Below are 17,494 nucleotides of genomic sequence, written 5' to 3' on the forward strand. Positions count from 1 at the left end.
AACCATGTTCCTCCCCTTCTTCCTCGAACTGAAGGCCGCGCGGATTCCCGTTTCGCTCAGGGAATATCTGTCGCTGCTGGAAGGTCTGGAAGCCGGGCTGGTCGACTATGACGTCCAGGGTTTTTACTACCTCGCCCGCGCCGCGCTTGTGAAGGACGAGCGCCATATCGACCGCTTCGACCAGGTGTTTGCGCATGTCTTCAAGGGGATCGAGGCGCTCACCGGCCCCGATGCCGTCGGTGTCGCCAACATCCCTGAGGAATGGCTGCGCCGGCTCGCCGAAAAGCACCTGACCGAGGAAGAGAAGAAACTGATCGAGGCGCTCGGCGGTTTCGACAAGCTGATGGAGACACTGAAGCAGCGGCTGGAGGAGCAGAAAGGCCGCCACCAGGGCGGCTCGAAATGGATCGGCACCGGCGGCACTTCGCCTTTCGGCGCCTATGGCTACAATCCCGAAGGCGTGCGCATCGGCCAGCATGAAAGCCGAAATCGCCGTGCGGTGAAAGTCTGGGACAAGCGCGAGTTCAAAAATTTCGACGACGCCGTCGAGCTCGGCACCCGCAACATCAAGGTGGCGCTGAAGCGCCTGCGCCGCTGGGTGCGCGAGGGTGCGGAGGAAGAGTTCGACCTGCCCGGCACCATCCATGCCACCGCCGAGCACGGCTATCTCGATGTGCAGACGCGCCCCGAACGGCGCAACGCCGTGAAGCTCTTGATGTTCTTCGATGTCGGCGGCTCGATGGACGACCACATCAAAAGCGTCGAGGAGCTGTTTTCGGCCGCCCGCGCCGAATTCCGCCAGCTCGAATATTTTTACTTCCACAACTGCCTTTACGAGGGCGTCTGGAAGGACAACCGGCGCAGGCATGCCGAGACCATCCCGACCTTCGATCTGCTTCACAAATACGGCCCCGACTACAAGGTAATCGTCGTCGGCGATGCCTCGATGAGCCCTTACGAGATCGCGCATCCCGGCGGTTCGGTCGAGCATTGGAATCCGGAAGCCGGCAGTGTCTGGCTTGGCCGCCTCATCCAGCAATGGCCGAATGCGGTCTGGCTGAACCCCGAAAACCAGAAAAACTGGGGCTTCACCCATTCGATCGCGATGATCCGCGATCTCTTCGGCGGCCGCATGTTCCCACTGACGCTGGCCGGGTTGGAAGCCGCGACGAAGCAGCTCTCACGCAAGCATTGATATGAGAGGAAAGCCGATGACCTGCTTTCTTTGCCCGCAATGCGGCGTCCAGTTCGCGGCAACGCAGACCCCTCCAGAAAATTGCCCGATCTGCGAGGACGAGCGACAATATGTGCTGGGAAGGCCAGGCCTGGATCACTGGGGAAGAACTCTCTGCCGGGCATAGGCTTGTGATGAAGGACGATGCCGGCGTTCTCGCTTTCGGCATCGAGCCGCGCTTTGCTATCGGCCAGCGGGCGCTGCTGGCGCAGACGCCGCACGGCAATGTGCTGTGGGATTGCATCTCGATGGTGAGCGACGAGGCGGTAGCCGAAATCAACCGTCGCGGCGGCCTGGCCGCGATCGCTATTTCGCACTGCCACTATTATTCGGTGATGGTCGAGTGGAGCGAGGCGTTTGGCGGCGTGCCGATCTATCTCCATGCCGACGACCGCCAGTGGATCATGCGGCCGCACAACGCCATCGTCAGCTGGGCGGGCGAGACGCTGGCCATAAACCCGTCGCTGACACTCGTGCGTTGCGGTGGCCATTTTGCCGGCGGCCAGGTGCTGCATTGGAAACGCGATGGCGGTAACGCCCTGCTGTCCGGCGACATATTGCAGGTGACGCCGACGCGTCGCCATGTCAGCTTCATGTACAGCTATCCGAACTACATTCCGCTCAATGCGCCGGCCGTGCGACGCATCGCGGCGGCACTTGAGCCTTTCGAATTCGACGACATCTACGGCGCGTGGTGGCAGCAGAACATCATCGGCGACGCAAGAACGGCATTTCATGCGTCGATCGCCCGCTATCTTCAGGCGATTGGGTAGGAGCTCGGCTGAAAATGCGAGCAAAACACGTAACAAACGCCTATCTCTAAGCGAATATAGCTTGCAACCAACAACAAGCCGCCAAGGCTGAGGAGATCAAATGGACACCCACACCTACCCTGTCACCCGCACCGACGCCGAATGGCGCGCCCGCCTGACGCCCGAGCAATATGCGGTCATGCGCGGCCATGGCACCGAACGGCCCGGAAGCTGCGCGCTGCTCTACGAAAAGCGCGCCGGCACCTTTTCCTGCGTCGGCTGCGACCAGCCGCTGTTCGAATCCAAGCTCAAGTTCGAGAGCGGCACCGGCTGGCCGAGCTTCAATGATCCGGTGCCCGGTTCGGTCGAAAACACCGTCGACCGCAGCTACGGCATGGTCCGCACCGAATGCCACTGCGCCCGCTGCGGCAGCCATCTCGGCCATGTCTTCGAGGACGGCCCGCCGCCGACCGGCCTGCGCTATTGCATCAACGGCGTGGCGCTGAAATTCGAGCCGGCGGCTTAAGCCGCGGCTTGACCACCATCTTCAAAGGGCGGCTTCGGCCGCCCTTTTTCGTGTCAATCTTCTCAGACAACCACCACCAGGATCAGCCAAAGCGTAGCCCCGAGGGTCATCAACGAAGCCTTGGCGCCACTGGATTTTTCCGTGGTTCGCCAGACGGCAAAGGTCAGAAAGATGTTGTAGGGCACGGGCGCGAAATGCACCGCCAGGACGACGGCGAGCGGCAGCTTCAAGCCGAGCAGAATGAGCGCGGCCACCGACGAGGTGATGTTGATCGCCGTGCCGACAAGGACTAGATCGCGCCAGAACAACCGCTCGACCGGAACCGCGCCTTGCCAGCGCGAGCCGAAGAAGGATCCGATGCTTTGCACCAACACCTGATAGCTATCCCTCTCCCAGCACGTCGGTGACGGCGCGCTCGAAGCGCGAGCATTCCGTCACCAGCCAGTCGGCCATGGCCGGCCAGTTGTCCTCGGCATAGCAGTTCACCCGCCACATCGAATTGGTGCCGAGGGCCTCGCAGCTCTGCTCCGGCCTGAGCTTCAGCCTGTCTTCGATTGCCGGTTGGAACGGCTTCAGCCGCGACCAGACCCCGGTCGCGCCGAACTTCTCGTTACGGCCGAAAAAGACGCCAACTTGGCTTTGCGCCGGCGCGACATACATGGACAGGACCAGAGCGAAGTCGGGCAGCCCGCGCTGCCAGAACCAGGGTCCGCGCCGCGCCATGGAAGCGCGTTCCTCCGGATGCCGTTCGGCGAACAGCGCCCAGAAGCTGCGTTGGCGGAATTCAGAGGCGCGGCGGGCGCCGAAGTCGAATTCGCTCATGGTTCGATGCCCGTTCCAGCATCATTCCTTGGCCCGAGACTGTTTCGAAATTCGCTCCGGCGATATCAGCCGGAGTAGAATTTCCAGACAGCCTTACACCATGCCGAGCGCGGCCTTGTAGAGATCGAGGATGGTTTCCTCTTCCTGGCGCTCGGCCTGGTCCTTCTTGCGCAGCCGGATGATCGACCGCATCGCCTTGGTGTCGAAGCCGGTGCCCTTGGCCTCGGCGAACACTTCCTTGATGTCGTCGGCGATGGTCTTCTTTTCTTCCTCGAGCCGCTCGATGCGCTCGATGAAGGCGCGCAACTGGCCGGCGGCAACAGTCTGGCTGGTATCTGTGATGTCGTCGGCCATGTTTTTTCTCCGCTACTTTTTAAGCACCGCGATTCTGGGCGGTAAATTGGGAGCGGGTTCGATGCCCGAGCAGGCGCGGCGGGTCAAGCCATTATCGGCGCTTCGTGAACGGCTGCTGCCAGCCGTCCCCAGTGTGATGGATCCGCGCGTCAGCCAAACGCGATCAACAGATCCTTCGCATCGATCTGATCGCCGGCCTTGACCAGCACTTCGGCCACTGTGCCGTCGCGCTCGGCATGCAGGGCCGTCTCCATCTTCATGGCTTCGATCGACAACAGCACGTCGCCGGCCTTGACCGCTTGGCCGGCGGCGACCGAAAGGGCGGAGACCACGCCCGGCATCGGCGCGCCGACATGCGCCTCGTTGCCGGGCTCGGCCTTGCGCCGAGCCTTGGCCGCCGAGGCGCCATGCGCCCTGTCCGGCACCCGGACACGGCGCGGCTGGCCGTTGAGCTCGAAGAACACGGTGACCATGCCCTTCTCATCGACGTCGCCGATCGCAAGGCAGCGCACTACAAGCGTCTTGCCTTTTTCGATGTCCAGGAAGATCTCGTCTTCGGACTTCATGCCGTAGAAATAGGTCGGCGTCGGCAGCACACTGACCGGCCCGTAGGTTTCCTGCGCGGCGGCGAAGTCGGTGAACACCTTCGGATACATCAGCCAGGAGGCGAATTCGTACTCCGAGAGCTTGCGCTCCAGCTTCTGCTCGATCTCCTTGCGGCTGGCCTTGAGGTCGGCTGGCTTGAGCAGCGAGCCCGGGCGCTCGGTGATCGGCTTGCTTTCCTTCAGTGCCTTCTTCTGCAGCTTCGCAGGCCAGCCGCCGGGCGACTGGCCGAGATCGCCGCGCAGCATCGAGACGACCGAGTCCGGGAAGGCGATGTCCTTGGCTGGGTTTTCGACGTCGGCAACGGTCAGATCCTGGCTCACCATCATCAGCGCCATGTCGCCGACCACCTTGGACGACGGCGTCACCTTGACGATGTCACCGAACATCAAATTGACGTCGTGATAGGCTTGTGCCACCTCGTGCCAACGCGTTTCCAGCCCCAGCGAACGCGCCTGTTCCTTGAGGTTGGTGAACTGGCCGCCCGGCATTTCGTGCAGATAGACTTCCGAGGCTGGCCCCTTGAGGTCGCTTTCGAAGGCGGCATACTGGTTGCGCACCGCTTCCCAGTAGAAGGAGATTTTGCGGATCCATTGCGGATCGAGGCCGGGATCGCGCTCGGTTCCCTTCAGCGCCTCGACGATCGAGCCCAGGCAAGGCTGCGAGGTGTTGCCGGAGAAGGAATCCATCGCCGCGTCGATGGCGTCGACGCCGCTTTCCACGCCGGCCAGCACCGTCGCCGCCGACAGGCCTGACGTGTCGTGGGTGTGGAAATGGATCGGCAGGTCGGTCGCCTCGCGCAGCGCCTTGAACAGCACGCGGGCGGCAGCCGGCTTCAAAAGCCCGGCCATGTCCTTGACGGCGATGATATGGGCGCCGGCTGCCTGCAATTCCTTCGCCAACCCGACATAGTATTTAAGGTCGTATTTGGCGCGCGCCGGATCGAGGATGTCGCCGGTGTAGCAGATCGCCGCTTCGACCAGCTTGCCCTCCGCGCCCACCGCGTCCATGGCGACGCGCATATTCTCGACCCAGTTCAGGCAGTCGAAGACGCGGAACAGGTCGACCCCACCGGCCGCTGCCTGGCTGACGAAATGTTGCACGACATTGTCGGGATAGTTGGTGTAGCCGACGCCATTGGCGCCGCGCAGAAGCATCTGCAGCAAAAGGTTGGGGGCCGCTTCGCGCACTTTGCTCAACCGCTCCCACGGATCCTCGGTGAGGAAGCGCATGGCGACGTCGAAAGTGGCGCCGCCCCAGCATTCCAGCGACAGCAGCCGCGGCAGCGCGCGCGCATAGGTACCGGCAATGCCGGCAATGTCATGCGTGCGCATGCGGGTGGCGAGCAGCGACTGGTGACCGTCGCGCATCGTCGTGTCGGTGACAAGCACCTCTTTTTGCTCACGCATCCAGGCAGCGAATTTCTCCGGCCCCAACGCGTCTAGCTTCTGCTTGCTGCCATCAGGCACATTGCCGTTGAGATAGGGCACGACAGGCGCTGCCGCATCGGTCTTGGGCATCGGTCGGCCGCGGGTTTCGGGATGGCCGTTGACGCTGACGTCGGCCAGATAGTTGAGCAGCTTGGTGGCGCGGTCCTGCCGCTTCACCTGCGCGAACAGCTCCGGCGTCGTGTCGATGAACCTGGTCGTGTAGGAATTGTCGGCGAAGCGCGGGTGGTTGATGATTGCCTCGAGGAAGGTGAGGTTGGTGGCCACGCCGCGGATGCGGAACTCGCGCAGGGCCCGATTCATGCGGGCGATCGCCTCGGCCGGTGTCGGCGCCCAGGCAGTCACCTTCTCCAGCAGCGGATCGTAGAAGCGGGTGATGACCGCGCCCGAATAGGCGGTGCCGCCGTCGAGGCGGATGCCGAAACCGGCGGCTTCGCGATAAGCGGTGATGCGGCCGTAGTCCGGAATGAAACTATGCTCCGGATCCTCGGTCGTGATGCGGCACTGCAGCGCATGACCGTTCAGCCTGATGTCGGCCTGCGCCGGCACGCCCGACTCTTTCGTGCCGATGGCAAAGCCGTCCAGTATGTGGATCTGCGCCTTGACGATGTCGATGCCGGTCACCTGCTCGGTGACGGTGTGCTCGACCTGGATGCGCGGATTGACCTCGATGAAGTAGAATTTGCCGGTGTCGGCGTCCTGCAGGAATTCCACCGTACCGGCGCCGATATAGCTGGTCTCGCGCGCGATCTTGAGCGCATAGCCGCAAAGCTCCTGGCGCAATGCCTCGCTGAGATAGGGCGCCGGCGCCCGTTCGACGACCTTCTGGTTGCGGCGCTGGATCGAGCAGTCGCGCTCGAATAGATGTACAGCGTTGCCATGCGTGTCGCCGAGCACCTGGACCTCGACATGGCGAGCGCGCTCGATCAGCTTTTCGAGATAGACCTCGTCCTTGCCGAAGGCGGCCTTGGCCTCGCGCTTGCCTTCCATCACCTCGCGGGCGAGGTCGGCTTCCGCGCGGATGGCGCGCATGCCGCGCCCGCCGCCGCCCCATGATGCCTTGAGCATCACCGGATAGCCGACTGTCTTGGCGAGCTGCTTGACTGCTTCCATGTCGTCCGGCAGCGGTTCGGTTGCCGGCACCACCGGCACGCCGACCTCGATGGCCAGATTGCGCGCGGCGACCTTGTTGCCGAGCCGGCGCATCGTGTCGGGCTTCGGTCCGATGAAGGTGATGCCGGCCTCGGCGCAGGCATCTGCGAATTCAGGGCTTTCCGACAGAAGGCCATAGCCTGGATGGATGGCGTCGGCGCCGGACAGCCTGGCGACGCGGATCACTTCCTCGATCGACAGATAGCTTTCGATCGGCCCCATGTCCCTGGCCAGATGCGGCCCGCGCCCGACCTGGTAGCTTTCATCGGCCTTGAACCGATGCAGCGAATATTTGTCCTCCTCGGCCCAGATCGCCACGGTTTTGAGGCCGAGCTCGTTGGCCGCGCGAAAGACGCGGATGGCAATTTCGGACCGGTTGGCGACGAGGATCTTCGTGATGGCCAAGGAAGCAGGCTCCGGACAGGAGGGTGGGGCAGAGGCATGATTAACGCGAAAATGCTGCAGTGCAACCAAAATCGGGGAGAGGTTAAACCGATTTAAATGCGATTCTAGCACCACCGATCGAAAAGATGCGTGCGATTGGCGTCGCGAGGTGACGCTAATTGTCGTGCCCGCACAAATTCGACCCGGCTAGCGGCTTATCCAGCCACCCTCGCTGCGCCCTGTCACCAAAGAAAAATGCCCGGCGCGAGCGCCGGGCATTCCATAGAGCTGTGTCCCGAATTACGACTTCGGGAACCAGGAGATCTTGCCGTCCGGACCCTTCTTCCATTCGTACATGATGTAGCCCGGGAGCTTCGGATCGCCCTTCGCGTCATAGGCGAGATCGCCCAGAACGGTCTTGAACGGACCCTTCTCGTGCAGCGCCTTGGCCACTTCCACGGGGTCGTTCGACTTGGCCACGGCAGCAGCCTCGGCGATCACCTGCATGGCGGCGTAGGAGTAGAGAGTGTAGGCTTCCGGCTCGAAGCCCTGAGCGCGGAACTTCTCGACCAGTGCCTTGTTCTCCGGGATCAGGCGCGGATCGGGACCGAAGGTGTTGAGCGTGCCGATAACCGCATCGCCGGCGATCGCAGCCAGCTCGTCGGTGACGATGCCGTCGCCCGACATCAGGGTAGCCTTGAGGCCCTGGTCCGCCGACTGGCGGATGATCAGGCCGGCTTCGGTATGCAGGCCGCCCCAATAGATCAGGGTAACACCGGCATCCTTCATCTTGGCAATCAGCGCCGAGAAGTCCTTGTCGCCGACATTGACGCCTTCGTACATGACTTCGGTCAGGCCGGCTGCGTTCATCGCCTTCTTGGTCTCGTCGGCAAGGCCCTGACCATAGGGGGTCTTGTCGTGGATGACGGCAACCTTGGCGTCCTTGAAGTTGGTCGCGATATAGCCGCCGGCGATGCCGCCCTGCTGGTCATCGCGTCCGCAGGTGCGGAACACGTTCCACAGGCCGCGCTCGGTGAATTTCGGGTTGGTCGCCGCAGGCGTCACTTCGACGATGTTGTTGTCGACGTAGACTTCCTGCGAAACCGGGATCGAGACGCCCGAGTTGAAGTGGCCGATCACGAACTTCACGCCGTCGCCGACGAACTTGTTGCCGACCGAAATGCCCTGCTTCGGATCGGAGACGTCGTCGCCGACTTCGAGCTTGATCTGCTCGCCGTTCATGCCGCCTGCTGCGTTGATGTCGGCAACGGCCGCTTCCGCACCCTTCTGCAGCTGCGCACCGAAGGCCGCATTCGGACCGGTGATCGGACCTGCGACGCCGACGATAACGTCAGCCCATGCATTGCCACCGAACGCGACAAGCGCGGTCAGGGCAACGGCGGACAAAAGTGATTTCTTCATTTAAACGCTCCCATTTACGAGGTGGGCGTGGATGAAACTTTCATGCGATGCCCACCCTTATCGCAGAAAGCGTACTTTGCCGATTTTCAGGCCCTTGTCACGCCGATTCATCCCCGGAACGGCGTTAATGATGAACGTCAACCTTTCGGTTTCCAGCTTAAGATCGAAGCCCGTTCGTAAAGCCAATTATACTGCGTCACCATCTGGTTCGTACGCGTGTATTGATAGCCGACAAACCCCAATATCATGAGCACGATTGTGTCCACGACATAGTATTGTAGCGAAAACATCGTGCCGCCGAACAAGGCATGATGGATGAACCTGATGCCGATGCCGAGGCCCAGCAGATAGGCGAACAGCGCCGGCAGGCTGCGCCATGTCTGGGCGCTGGCCTTGCCGGTCATCCATGCCGCCCAGCCGCCGAGCAGACAGGTGACGAAGAAGAACTGCCAGATGGAAGGTTCCTCGTGAAGAATGCCTTGCATGATGAAGACTCCCTAGCATGATCCCGAAAAGTTGCAGACTTTTCGGACAAAGGTCATGCGACAAACAAACAAGTTGGAGCGGAATACCGTATGCATACATTCCGCTCCAAAATCAGTGATGGCCGCCTTCGAGATAGGCCGCCCGCACTTCCGGATTGGCGAGCAATTCCTTGCCTGTGCCGCTCATGGTCACGTTGCCGTTGACCATGACATAGCCGCGCGTGGCGAGCTTGAGCGCACCGAAGGCGTTCTGCTCGACCAGGAACACGGTCAGCCCTTGCGTGCGGTTCAGCTCGCGGATGGCATCGAAGATCTGCTTGACGATCAGCGGCGCCAGACCCAGCGACGGCTCGTCGAGCAACAGCAGCTTAGGCCGCGCCATCAGCGCACGTCCGATCGACAGCATCTGCTGCTCACCGCCCGACAGCGTGCCGCCGCGCTGGGCAATGCGCTCCTTGAGGCGCGGGAACAGCGCGAACACCTTCTCAGCATCTTCGTCATAGTGCTTGAGATTGTCGAGACCGGCGCCCATCTGCAGGTTTTCCATCACCGTCATGCGCGGGAAAATGCGCCTGCCTTCCGGCGACTGCGCAATGCGCATGCGGGCGATCTCGTGCGTCGGCATCTGGGTGATGTCGGTGCCGGCGAAAGTGATTGAGCCGGCACGAGCGCGCGGCGCACCGAAGATGGTCATCATCAGCGTCGACTTGCCGGCGCCGTTGGCGCCGATCAGCGCGACGATCTCGCCCTGGTTGACGTGGACATCGACGCCGTTCAGCGCCTTGATGTTGCCGTAGTAGGTCTCGACGCCCTTGATGTCGAGCAGCGTTGTCTCGGCCATCACTTACGCCCTCCGCGCGGCTTGCCTGTCGGGGATTTGGTGGCCGCCGGTTTGGACTTGGCCGTTAGACGCTCGGACGGTGCTCTTGGCGCGGAGTTGGCTCTTGTATCGTATTGGGTGGCCTTTGAAGCTCCCTTCGACACTGTGACCCGCTCGCCCTGGCTGTGGCCGATCGTGTCGCTTACCGGGCCGGCGAGATAGGAAGACGATGTGCCTGGTCCGTGAGCCGAATCCGGCCCGATGTCCAGCTGCTCGATGACGTCTTCATCGCCGACCTCGGTCAGCACCGTCTCGACCTCCTCGTCGTCGACGCCGAGATAGGCGGCGATGACGCGCGGGTCGGTACGCACCGATTGCGGGCTGCCGTCGGAAATCTTGCGGCCATATTCAAGCACCACGACATGGTCGGAAATCTGCATGACCACCGACATGTCATGTTCGATCAGCAGGATCGAGGTACTGCTCTTGATGTCCATCAGCAGCGAATTCAGCGCAGCCGACTCCTTCGGATTGAGACCGGCCGCAGGCTCGTCGAGGCACAGAAGTTCGGGCCCAGTGCACATGGCGCGCGCAATCTCGAGGCGCCGCTGCGCGCCATAGGGCAGGTCGCCGGCCGGATCGTCGGCGCGATCGACAAGGTCGGCCTTCTCCAGCCAGTGCTTGGCAAGCTCCACCGATTCAGCCGAGGCTCTGCGGTAGCCGCCGATCCCGAACAGGCCCAGGATCGTGTAGCCGGATGCCTTCATCAGCTTGTTGTGCTGGGCAACCAGCAGATTCTCCAGCAGCGTCATGCCCGAGAACAGGCGGATGTTCTGGAAGGTGCGCGCCACCTTGGCGCGCGCCGGGATCTCATGATTGGGCAGCCGTTCGAGCAGGAAGCTCGAGCCGTCGGCCCGGTTGAGCGTAATCATGCCTTCCGACGGCTTGTAGAAGCCGGTGATGCAATTGAAGACGGTGGTCTTGCCGGCGCCATTGGGTCCGATCAGAGCGGTGATCTCGCCGCGCTTGGCCTGGAACGACAGGTCGCCGATGGCGATCAGGCCGCCGAACTTCATCGAAAGATGCTCGACCTGGAGGATGGCGTCTTTCATACCCGGATTGGTCTTCTGAATGGAGGTCGCGCTCATCAGCCGTGCCCTTCCTTGGTGAAGGAGGCGGAGACCGCTTTTCGTTCACTGAGGAATGCCGTCGGTTCACGGCTGCCGACAAAGCCGCGCGGCTTCCACAGCATGACGATGACCATCGCCATGCCGAACAAAAGCATGCGGTAAAGCTCCGGGGTGAAATCTTTTCCGAAGACACTTTTCAGGAAATCGAGTTCGCGCAGCGCCTCGGTGCCGCCGATCATCACCAGCGCGGCGACCGCGATGCCGACCAGCGAGCCCATGCCGCCGAGCACCACGATGGCCAGGATGATCGCCGATTCGAGGAAGACGAAGGATTCAGGGCTGACGAAGCCTTGCCGTGCGGCGAAGAAGGCGCCGGCAAAACCGCCGAACATGGCGCCGGTGGCAAAGGCGGTGAGCTTGGTGGTGGTGGTGTTGATGCCAAGCGAGCGGCAGGCAATCTCGTCCTCGCGCAGCGCCTCCCAGGCGCGGCCGACAGGCATGCGCCTGAGCCTGATGGTGACGAAGGCGGTCAGCAGCGCCAGCCCGAGAATGAGATAGTAGAGGAAGATCTTGTAGTAGGCGCTTGACTGGGCGATGTGCAGCACCTTGCCGATATAGTTCGGGTCGGTCGAATTAAACGTCATCAGGCCGAAGAAGGTGACCTTCGGGATGCCGGAGATGCCGGCCGAGCCGTTGGTGACTTCACGCCAGTTGATCAGCACCAGGCGGATGATCTCGCCGAAGGCCAGCGTCACGATCGCCAGGTAATCGCCACGAAGCCTGAGCACCGGAAAGCCGAGCATAACGCCCCAGAAGGCGGCCATGGCGCCGGCGGCGGGCAGCAGGATCCAGAACGACAGGCCGTATTGCGAACCGAGCAACGCATAGGCATAGGCGCCGACCGCGTAAAAGGCGACGTAGCCGAGATCGAGCAGGCCGGCGAGGCCGACGACGATGTTCAGCCCCCAGGCCAGCATCACATAGATCAGGATCTGGATGCCGAAATTGTCGACCCACTTCAACGAGCCCTGCAGGCCGCCGGTTATCGACCACGCGTAGATCGACAGCACCACGACGACGAGGATCGGGTATAGCACCAGCGCCGCAATCCCGAGCTTGGTGAAATTGGCGTGGATGAAGGAGCGGAAATAGAAGATCACGCAAGCGAGCGCGTAAATGACGGCCAATGCGCGCAGGAACTGAAGGTAGCCGGCCAGATCGGGTCCCACCAACACCGGCAGGGCGCTGCCGAACGCAACCAGGACAACCGCCAGCACGACGGCGACGATGAAGGCCGGAAGCAGGAAGAAGCGCGACGCGACGCTCGCCGGCAACAGGCCGGTGGCGACATTGGTGATCTTCTGATTGGCCATGAACGGCTGGCCATATGCAATGTAGAAGAAGCGGCCAAGCATGGTCAGCACGACCACGGTGATGAGCAGCAACCAGCGCTGCACCAGGATCAGCTGGTTGCTTATGTTCTGGTCGGTCTTCAGGCCGATGAAGAGAATGAACAACCCCAGCGAGATGGCGCCGGCATAGAACGCTTCGCGCAATGCACGCTGCACGGGGGAGGCGACGGTGTCGCGCTCCGAGGATACGGAAACCGCCATTGTCTCAGACCTTTTCGACTTCTGGCCGGCCCAAAATGCCGGAAGGCAGGAAGATCAGCACGATCGCCAGGATCGAGAACGCCGCGACGTCCTTGTAGTCGATCGAGAAATACGCCGACCACATGCTCTCGATGAAGCCGATCAAAAGCCCGCCAAGCACCGCGCCCGGCAGAGACCCGATGCCGCCGAGAACGGCCGCGGTGAAGGCCTTGACCCCCGGCACAAAGCCGTCGGAAAAGGCGATGACGCCGTAATACATCAGGAACAACGTGCCCGCGACGGCCGCAAGCGCTGCACCCATGATAAAGGTGATCGAGATCGTACGGTCGACATCGACACCGAGCAGCGCCGCCATCTTGCGGTCCTGCTCGCACGCCCTTTGCGCCCGGCCGAGGGAAGTCCTGTTGACCAGGTACCAGAACAGCGCCAGCAGCAGGGCGGTGACGACGACGATGATGATCTGCTTCAGCGACACGCTGATGCCGTTGATGTTGTAGACCTGGCTGACCATCGGCGGGATCGGCTTGTTGCGCGGGCCCTGCGTCACCTGGATGAAGTTCGACAGCGCGATCGACATGCCTATGGCGGTGATCAGCGGCGCCAGCCGGAACGAACCGCGCAGCGGCCGGTACGCCACCTTCTCGATCGTCCAGTTGTAGAGGCTGGTGAGCAGCATCGCCACGATCATCATGATCAGCAGCGCCAGGACGACCGGGACCGAATAGAACAAGGAGCCGAGGATGAGGAAGACAACGAGGGCGGCGAATGCCCCGACCATGAAAATGTCGCCGTGGGCGAAGTTGATCATGCCGATGATGCCGTAGACCATCGTGTAGCCGATTGCGATCAGCCCATAGATCGATCCCAGCGTCAGCCCATTGATAAGCTGCTGGACAAAGTACTGCATGTGTACATGGCTCCCCTGGAATGTCGCCCATGCAGACGCATTCCTTTTCGTATTTCCCCTAGTCGTAAAGTTTCGAGCCCGGATTGCAACGTGATTTTTCAAACGTCGAGCGTGTTTTGCCGGCACGCCTTCCGATTGCCCGTTTTTTTGCTCCCGACCCCTGGACTATCGCGGACCCTATCATTGGCATAACGCAATGTCTTTGACGATTCAGCCGGACCAGCGACCTCATTTCGAAGAAATCCCGGTCAAAATTAGGTGATGAGACGAATCTTTGCGTTGTTGGCGGGTTTCGTTTTTTAGCCACATTCCGTACTGACCAGCTGCAACATGGGTTACTTCCGACTATGGCGGTGGATGCCTCGCCCAACGCGCTAACCTTTCGCTGACTGGTTTCGCCAAGAGGTCCCGCTCTGGGTCCAAGTCTTCGTCTCGGTGGATGATCGGCAGCCTACCGTATCACTTAACCACAAAACCGTGCGCGAACGGATCGCGGTCGTCGATGAATATGGTGTTCAGGCCGGTCATCCGCGCCCAGCCGCCGATCGAGGGAATGATGGCCGGCTTGCCGGCAACAGTGACGTCCTTCTCGACCTTGCCCTTGAACAGCGAGCCGATGATCGATTCGTGGACAAAACTGTCGCCGGCCTTGAGCTTGCCCTTGGCATGGAGCTGCGCCATGCGCGCCGAGGTGCCGGTGCCGCAAGGTGAACGGTCGATCGCCTTGTCGCCATAGAAGACGGCGTTGCGTGCGTCGGCCCCCTCCACCGTCGGCTTGCCCGTCCACAGCATGTGGGACAGCCGGTTGATGCCGGGGTTTTCCGGATGCACGAACGAGTACTTCTCGTTAAGCCGCTGCCGCACCACAGGGCTCCAGGCGATGAAATCGCCGGCGGAATAATCAGCCATGTCGCGAAAATTCGCCTGCGGCTCGACGATGGCGTAGAAATTGCCGCCATAGGCGACATCGACAGTGATCTCGCCAAGCTGCGGGCAGTCGACCGTCAGTCCCTCGGCATAAAGGAAGGACGGTACATTGGTGATGCGCACCTCCTCGACATAGTCGCCGACCTGTTTGTATTCGGCGATAACCAGCCCGGCCGGTGTGTCGAGCCGGAGCACGCCGGGTGTCTTCGGCTTGATCAGCCCATGTTCGATGGCCATCGTCACCGTGCCGATCGTGCCGTGGCCGCACATCGGCAGGCAGCCCGACGTCTCGATGAACAGGATGGCTATGTCGCAATCCTCGCGCGTCGGCGGATAGAGGATCGAGCCCGACATGACGTCGTGGCCGCGTGGCTCGAACATCAGCCCGGTGCGGATCCAGTCATACTCCGCCAGGAAATGCGCCCGCCGCTCCATCATCGTCGAACCCTCGAGCAAGGGACCGCCGCCGGCGACCAGCCGCACCGGATTGCCGCAGGTATGGCCGTCGATGCAAAAGAAGGATTTTTTGGCCATGATTTCCTCGGACTCAAAACCGTTGCGGGCTGAAGGGGGCAAGATCGATCGGCGAAGTCTGCCCGAGAACAAGATCGCGGATCAAGCGGCCGGTGGCCGCCGCCTGGGTCAGGCCGAGATGGCCATGGCCGAAGGCGTAGACAATGTTGGGCGCGGTTCGCGCCGTGCCGATCACCGGCAGCGAATCCGGCAGCGACGGGCGATAGCCCATCCACTCGCGGCCGCCTGACGCGTCCAACCCCGGAAGGAACTGTCTGGCTTTTTCCAGCATGGCCTTCGAGCGCGCAAAATTCGGCGGCCGGTCGAGACCGCCCAACTCGACGGCGCCGCCGACGCGCAAGCCCGTGTCGAGTGGCGTGATGACGAAGCCATGGCCGGAAAAGATCAGCATTCGCTGCACGTCGAAAGCGGTCTTCGGCAGTGTGGTGTTGTAGCCGCGCTCGGTTTCGAGCGGGATGGTGTCGCCAAGCGCCTTCGCCAGCAGATGCGACCATGCCCCGGCGGCCACGACAAGATGTCTTGCCTGCCTGGTCGTGCCGTCGGTCAGCGTCAGCGTCGCGCCATCAGGTTTGGCGGCGACGCGCTCTATGCGCGCCTTTTCGAAACGCGCGCCCAACCCTTCGGCATAGGCCCACACCGCCTTGCCGAGCAGTTTCGGATCGGCGACGGTCTTCCAGCCCGGCACGAAGGTGCCCTTGATGAAGCGCGGCGACAGTCCCGGCTGCAGCCGCGCCAGTTCGTCGCCTTCGACATGGCGAAAGTCGATGCCGAAGCGCTGGCGCGCCGCCCAGCCCGGCAGCCCGGCCTGAAACTCGGCCTCGCTTTCATAAAGTTCCAGCGAACCGTCCTCGCGCAGCATCGGCCGCGTGCCGGAACGGTCGAGCAGTCCCATCCATTCGGCCTCGGCGAGCTTCATCATGTCTGCCTGAGCAGCAAGGCTCGCCTCATATTTTGCCGGTGCGCCGGCGCGCCAGAAGCGGAACAGCCAAGGCAACAGTTTCGGCAGATAGGCTGGCGGGATGCTGAGTGGCCCGAGCGGATCGGCAAGCCATTTCGGCAAGTGCCGCATCATGCCCTTATGCGCCAGCGGCAGCACGTCGGAGAAGGCGAAGGCGGCGGCATTGCCGGAGCTCGTCTCCTCGCAGATGCCGGTGCGGTCGAAGACCGTGACGCTGCGCCCGGCCTCGGCCAGCATGGCCGCCGCGCAGATGCCGACAATGCCGCCACCGACAATGGCGATATCTACCCCTTCTCCCCGTTCACGGGGGTGAGGAGTGGTCCGCGAAGCGGTGGAAAAGCCGACTGCTTGGCTTTCCGAACGACGAACGCCCGGAGCGCCAGCGAAGGGCTGCGGGGCCCGAAGGGCGGATGAGGGGCGGCGGCCCTCCTCTGTGTCCCTGGAATTTCCTTGCACGTCGGCGCTGCCCCTCATCTGGCTGCCGCCATCTTCTCCCCGTGCACGTGCACGGGGAGAAGAAAGCCTTCAGAACTGCGGCAGCTTCGGCCGTACCGCCAGCGCGTCCTTGACGATCTTCTCGACCGCTTTGCGGCGCTCGCCCGACAGCGGCTGGCGCGGCATGCGCACGCGGTCATTTGTGTCGATCGCGAGCACTTCGGCAAGCTTGATGTTTTGGACCAGATAGGTCGAGACATCGAGATCGAGCAGCGGCCGGAACCAGCGGTAGATCGAAAGCGCCTCCTCGCGGCGGCCCTGCTTCATCAGCTGGTAGATGGCGACGGTCTCGCGCGGGAAGGCGACGACCAGACCCGCCACCCAGCCGATGGCGCCCACCGACAGCGCCTCGAAGGCGAGATTGTCGACGCCGGTGAACAAATCGTAGCGGTCGCCGAAGCGGTTGATGATCTCTGTCGAGCGGCGGATGTCGTCGGAGGACTCCTTGATGGCGACGAAGCGCTTGTCGGCGGCCAGTTCCTCCATCTGGTCGACGGTGACGTCGACGCGGTAGGCGAGGCGGTTGGAGTAGATCATCACCGGCAGGTCGCCGGCCTGAGCGACGGCGCGCAAGGCGGCGACCGTCTCTTCCGGGTTGGTGTGATAGATCGGGCTCGGTACCACCATCAGCCCGTTGGCGCCTTCCCGGCTCGCGCGCTTTGCGATGCTCGCCGCCTCGCGGGTGCCCGCCTCGTTGACCGTCAGCAGCACCGGCTTGTTGCCTGCAACTTTCTGGGCAGTCTTCAGCACCTCGATCTTCTCGTCATGCGACAGCATCGGCCCTTCGCCGAGCGAACCGCAGACGATGATACCGTCGCAGCCTGCCTCCATCTGCAAAGCAAAGCAGCGCTCCATCTCGGCATGATCGAGGCGGTCGTCATCAGTAAACTTGGTCGTGACGGCGGGGAAAACTCCGGTCCACATGATC

The 17,494-nt window shown here is 62.3% G+C and carries 14 protein-coding genes and 2 pseudogenes; 3 read left to right on the plus strand and 13 right to left on the minus strand.

Annotated features, from left to right (window positions below; translation table 11 throughout):
- The first annotated feature begins 4 nt into the window (after window positions 1-4).
- From NKI96_RS17845 to msrB, 3 genes and pseudogenes are all read left to right on the plus strand, one after another.
- Window positions 5-1,195 (plus strand): vWA domain-containing protein, encoded by a 1,191-nt coding sequence (locus tag NKI96_RS17845; RefSeq protein ID WP_352787058.1) that lies wholly within the window; start codon window positions 5-7, stop codon window positions 1,193-1,195.
- A 16-nt stretch (window positions 1,196-1,211) separates the two neighbouring features.
- A pseudogene (locus NKI96_RS17850) lies at window positions 1,212-2,007 on the plus strand (MBL fold metallo-hydrolase).
- A 100-nt stretch (window positions 2,008-2,107) separates the two neighbouring features.
- On the plus strand, window positions 2,108-2,512 hold the full coding sequence (msrB, locus tag NKI96_RS17855; protein WP_013529102.1) for a peptide-methionine (R)-S-oxide reductase MsrB: 405 nt from the start codon (window positions 2,108-2,110) through the stop codon (window positions 2,510-2,512).
- Window positions 2,513-2,574: 62 nt separating this feature from the next.
- Here the strand turns inward: msrB and NKI96_RS17860 are convergent, their stop codons facing one another.
- From NKI96_RS17860 to NKI96_RS17920, 13 genes and pseudogenes are all read right to left on the minus strand, one after another.
- Window positions 2,575-2,886 (minus strand): hypothetical protein, encoded by a 312-nt coding sequence (locus NKI96_RS17860; protein WP_031196451.1) that lies wholly within the window; start codon window positions 2,884-2,886, stop codon window positions 2,575-2,577.
- 7 nt (window positions 2,887-2,893) lie between these two features.
- On the minus strand, window positions 2,894-3,334 hold the full coding sequence (locus NKI96_RS17865; protein ID WP_352462247.1) for a hypothetical protein: 441 nt from the start codon (window positions 3,332-3,334) through the stop codon (window positions 2,894-2,896).
- 93 nt (window positions 3,335-3,427) lie between these two features.
- Complete coding sequence (locus NKI96_RS17870) at window positions 3,428-3,688, minus strand: DUF2312 domain-containing protein (protein ID WP_023668722.1); 261 nt, start codon at window positions 3,686-3,688, stop codon at window positions 3,428-3,430.
- Window positions 3,689-3,837: 149 nt separating this feature from the next.
- On the minus strand, window positions 3,838-7,296 hold the full coding sequence (gene pyc / locus NKI96_RS17875) for a pyruvate carboxylase (protein ID WP_352499925.1): 3,459 nt from the start codon (window positions 7,294-7,296) through the stop codon (window positions 3,838-3,840).
- A gap of 279 nt (window positions 7,297-7,575) precedes the next feature.
- A complete protein-coding gene (locus tag NKI96_RS17880) occupies window positions 7,576-8,697 on the minus strand; it encodes a branched-chain amino acid ABC transporter substrate-binding protein (protein WP_023668720.1) in 1,122 nt (373 codons plus the stop codon).
- A gap of 137 nt (window positions 8,698-8,834) precedes the next feature.
- Window positions 8,835-9,182: a DUF6867 family protein gene (locus NKI96_RS17885; protein ID WP_023668719.1), complete on the minus strand. Its 348-nt coding sequence runs from the start codon at window positions 9,180-9,182 to the stop codon at window positions 8,835-8,837.
- Window positions 9,183-9,294: 112 nt separating this feature from the next.
- On the minus strand, window positions 9,295-10,023 hold the full coding sequence (locus NKI96_RS17890; RefSeq protein WP_023668718.1) for an ABC transporter ATP-binding protein: 729 nt from the start codon (window positions 10,021-10,023) through the stop codon (window positions 9,295-9,297).
- A gap of 20 nt (window positions 10,024-10,043) precedes the next feature.
- Window positions 10,044-11,150, minus strand: a pseudogene (locus NKI96_RS17895) (ABC transporter ATP-binding protein); the annotation flags it as partial.
- Entirely contained in the window at window positions 11,150-12,745 is a 1,596-nt protein-coding gene (livM, locus tag NKI96_RS17900) for a high-affinity branched-chain amino acid ABC transporter permease LivM (RefSeq protein ID WP_023829295.1), read from the minus strand. The gene livM and the pseudogene NKI96_RS17895, both read right to left, overlap by 1 nt.
- Window positions 12,746-12,749: 4 nt before the next feature.
- Window positions 12,750-13,652, minus strand: coding sequence for a branched-chain amino acid ABC transporter permease (locus NKI96_RS17905; RefSeq protein WP_023668715.1), 903 nt, complete (start codon window positions 13,650-13,652; stop codon window positions 12,750-12,752).
- A 459-nt stretch (window positions 13,653-14,111) separates the two neighbouring features.
- Window positions 14,112-15,113 carry a 4-hydroxyproline epimerase gene (locus NKI96_RS17910; protein ID WP_023755542.1) on the minus strand — a complete coding sequence of 334 codons (1,002 nt, stop codon included), beginning with the start codon at window positions 15,111-15,113 and terminating at the stop codon, window positions 14,112-14,114.
- A 13-nt stretch (window positions 15,114-15,126) separates the two neighbouring features.
- Window positions 15,127-16,545: an NAD(P)/FAD-dependent oxidoreductase gene (locus NKI96_RS17915; protein ID WP_280940085.1), complete on the minus strand. Its 1,419-nt coding sequence runs from the start codon at window positions 16,543-16,545 to the stop codon at window positions 15,127-15,129.
- A 51-nt stretch (window positions 16,546-16,596) separates the two neighbouring features.
- Window positions 16,597-17,490, minus strand: a complete 894-nt coding sequence (locus tag NKI96_RS17920) for a dihydrodipicolinate synthase family protein (RefSeq protein WP_023700249.1) — start codon at window positions 17,488-17,490, stop codon at window positions 16,597-16,599.
- Window positions 17,491-17,494: the final 4 nt, after the last annotated feature.

Source organism: Mesorhizobium sp. M0292 (assembly GCF_040321695.1).
Taxonomy (GTDB): domain Bacteria; phylum Pseudomonadota; class Alphaproteobacteria; order Rhizobiales; family Rhizobiaceae; genus Mesorhizobium.

Bases quoted from the DNA above. Each gene is read 5' to 3' on its own strand.
- NKI96_RS17845 (WP_352787058.1), top strand. From the start codon at position 5: ATGTTCCTCCCCTTCTTCCTCGAACTGAAGGCCGCGCGGATTCCCGTT.
- livM (WP_023829295.1), bottom strand. From the start codon at position 12,745: ATGGCGGTTTCCGTATCCTCGGAGCGCGACACCGTCGCCTCCCCCGTG.
- msrB (WP_013529102.1), top strand. From the start codon at position 2,108: ATGGACACCCACACCTACCCTGTCACCCGCACCGACGCCGAATGGCGC.
- NKI96_RS17880 (WP_023668720.1), bottom strand. From the start codon at position 8,697: ATGAAGAAATCACTTTTGTCCGCCGTTGCCCTGACCGCGCTTGTCGCG.
- NKI96_RS17890 (WP_023668718.1), bottom strand. From the start codon at position 10,023: ATGGCCGAGACAACGCTGCTCGACATCAAGGGCGTCGAGACCTACTAC.
- NKI96_RS17905 (WP_023668715.1), bottom strand. From the start codon at position 13,652: ATGCAGTACTTTGTCCAGCAGCTTATCAATGGGCTGACGCTGGGATCG.
- NKI96_RS17865 (WP_352462247.1), bottom strand. From the start codon at position 3,334: ATGAGCGAATTCGACTTCGGCGCCCGCCGCGCCTCTGAATTCCGCCAA.
- NKI96_RS17920 (WP_023700249.1), bottom strand. From the start codon at position 17,490: ATGTGGACCGGAGTTTTCCCCGCCGTCACGACCAAGTTTACTGATGAC.
- NKI96_RS17915 (WP_280940085.1), bottom strand. From the start codon at position 16,545: ATGAGGGGCAGCGCCGACGTGCAAGGAAATTCCAGGGACACAGAGGAG.
- NKI96_RS17910 (WP_023755542.1), bottom strand. From the start codon at position 15,113: ATGGCCAAAAAATCCTTCTTTTGCATCGACGGCCATACCTGCGGCAAT.
- NKI96_RS17870 (WP_023668722.1), bottom strand. From the start codon at position 3,688: ATGGCCGACGACATCACAGATACCAGCCAGACTGTTGCCGCCGGCCAG.
- NKI96_RS17885 (WP_023668719.1), bottom strand. From the start codon at position 9,182: ATGCAAGGCATTCTTCACGAGGAACCTTCCATCTGGCAGTTCTTCTTC.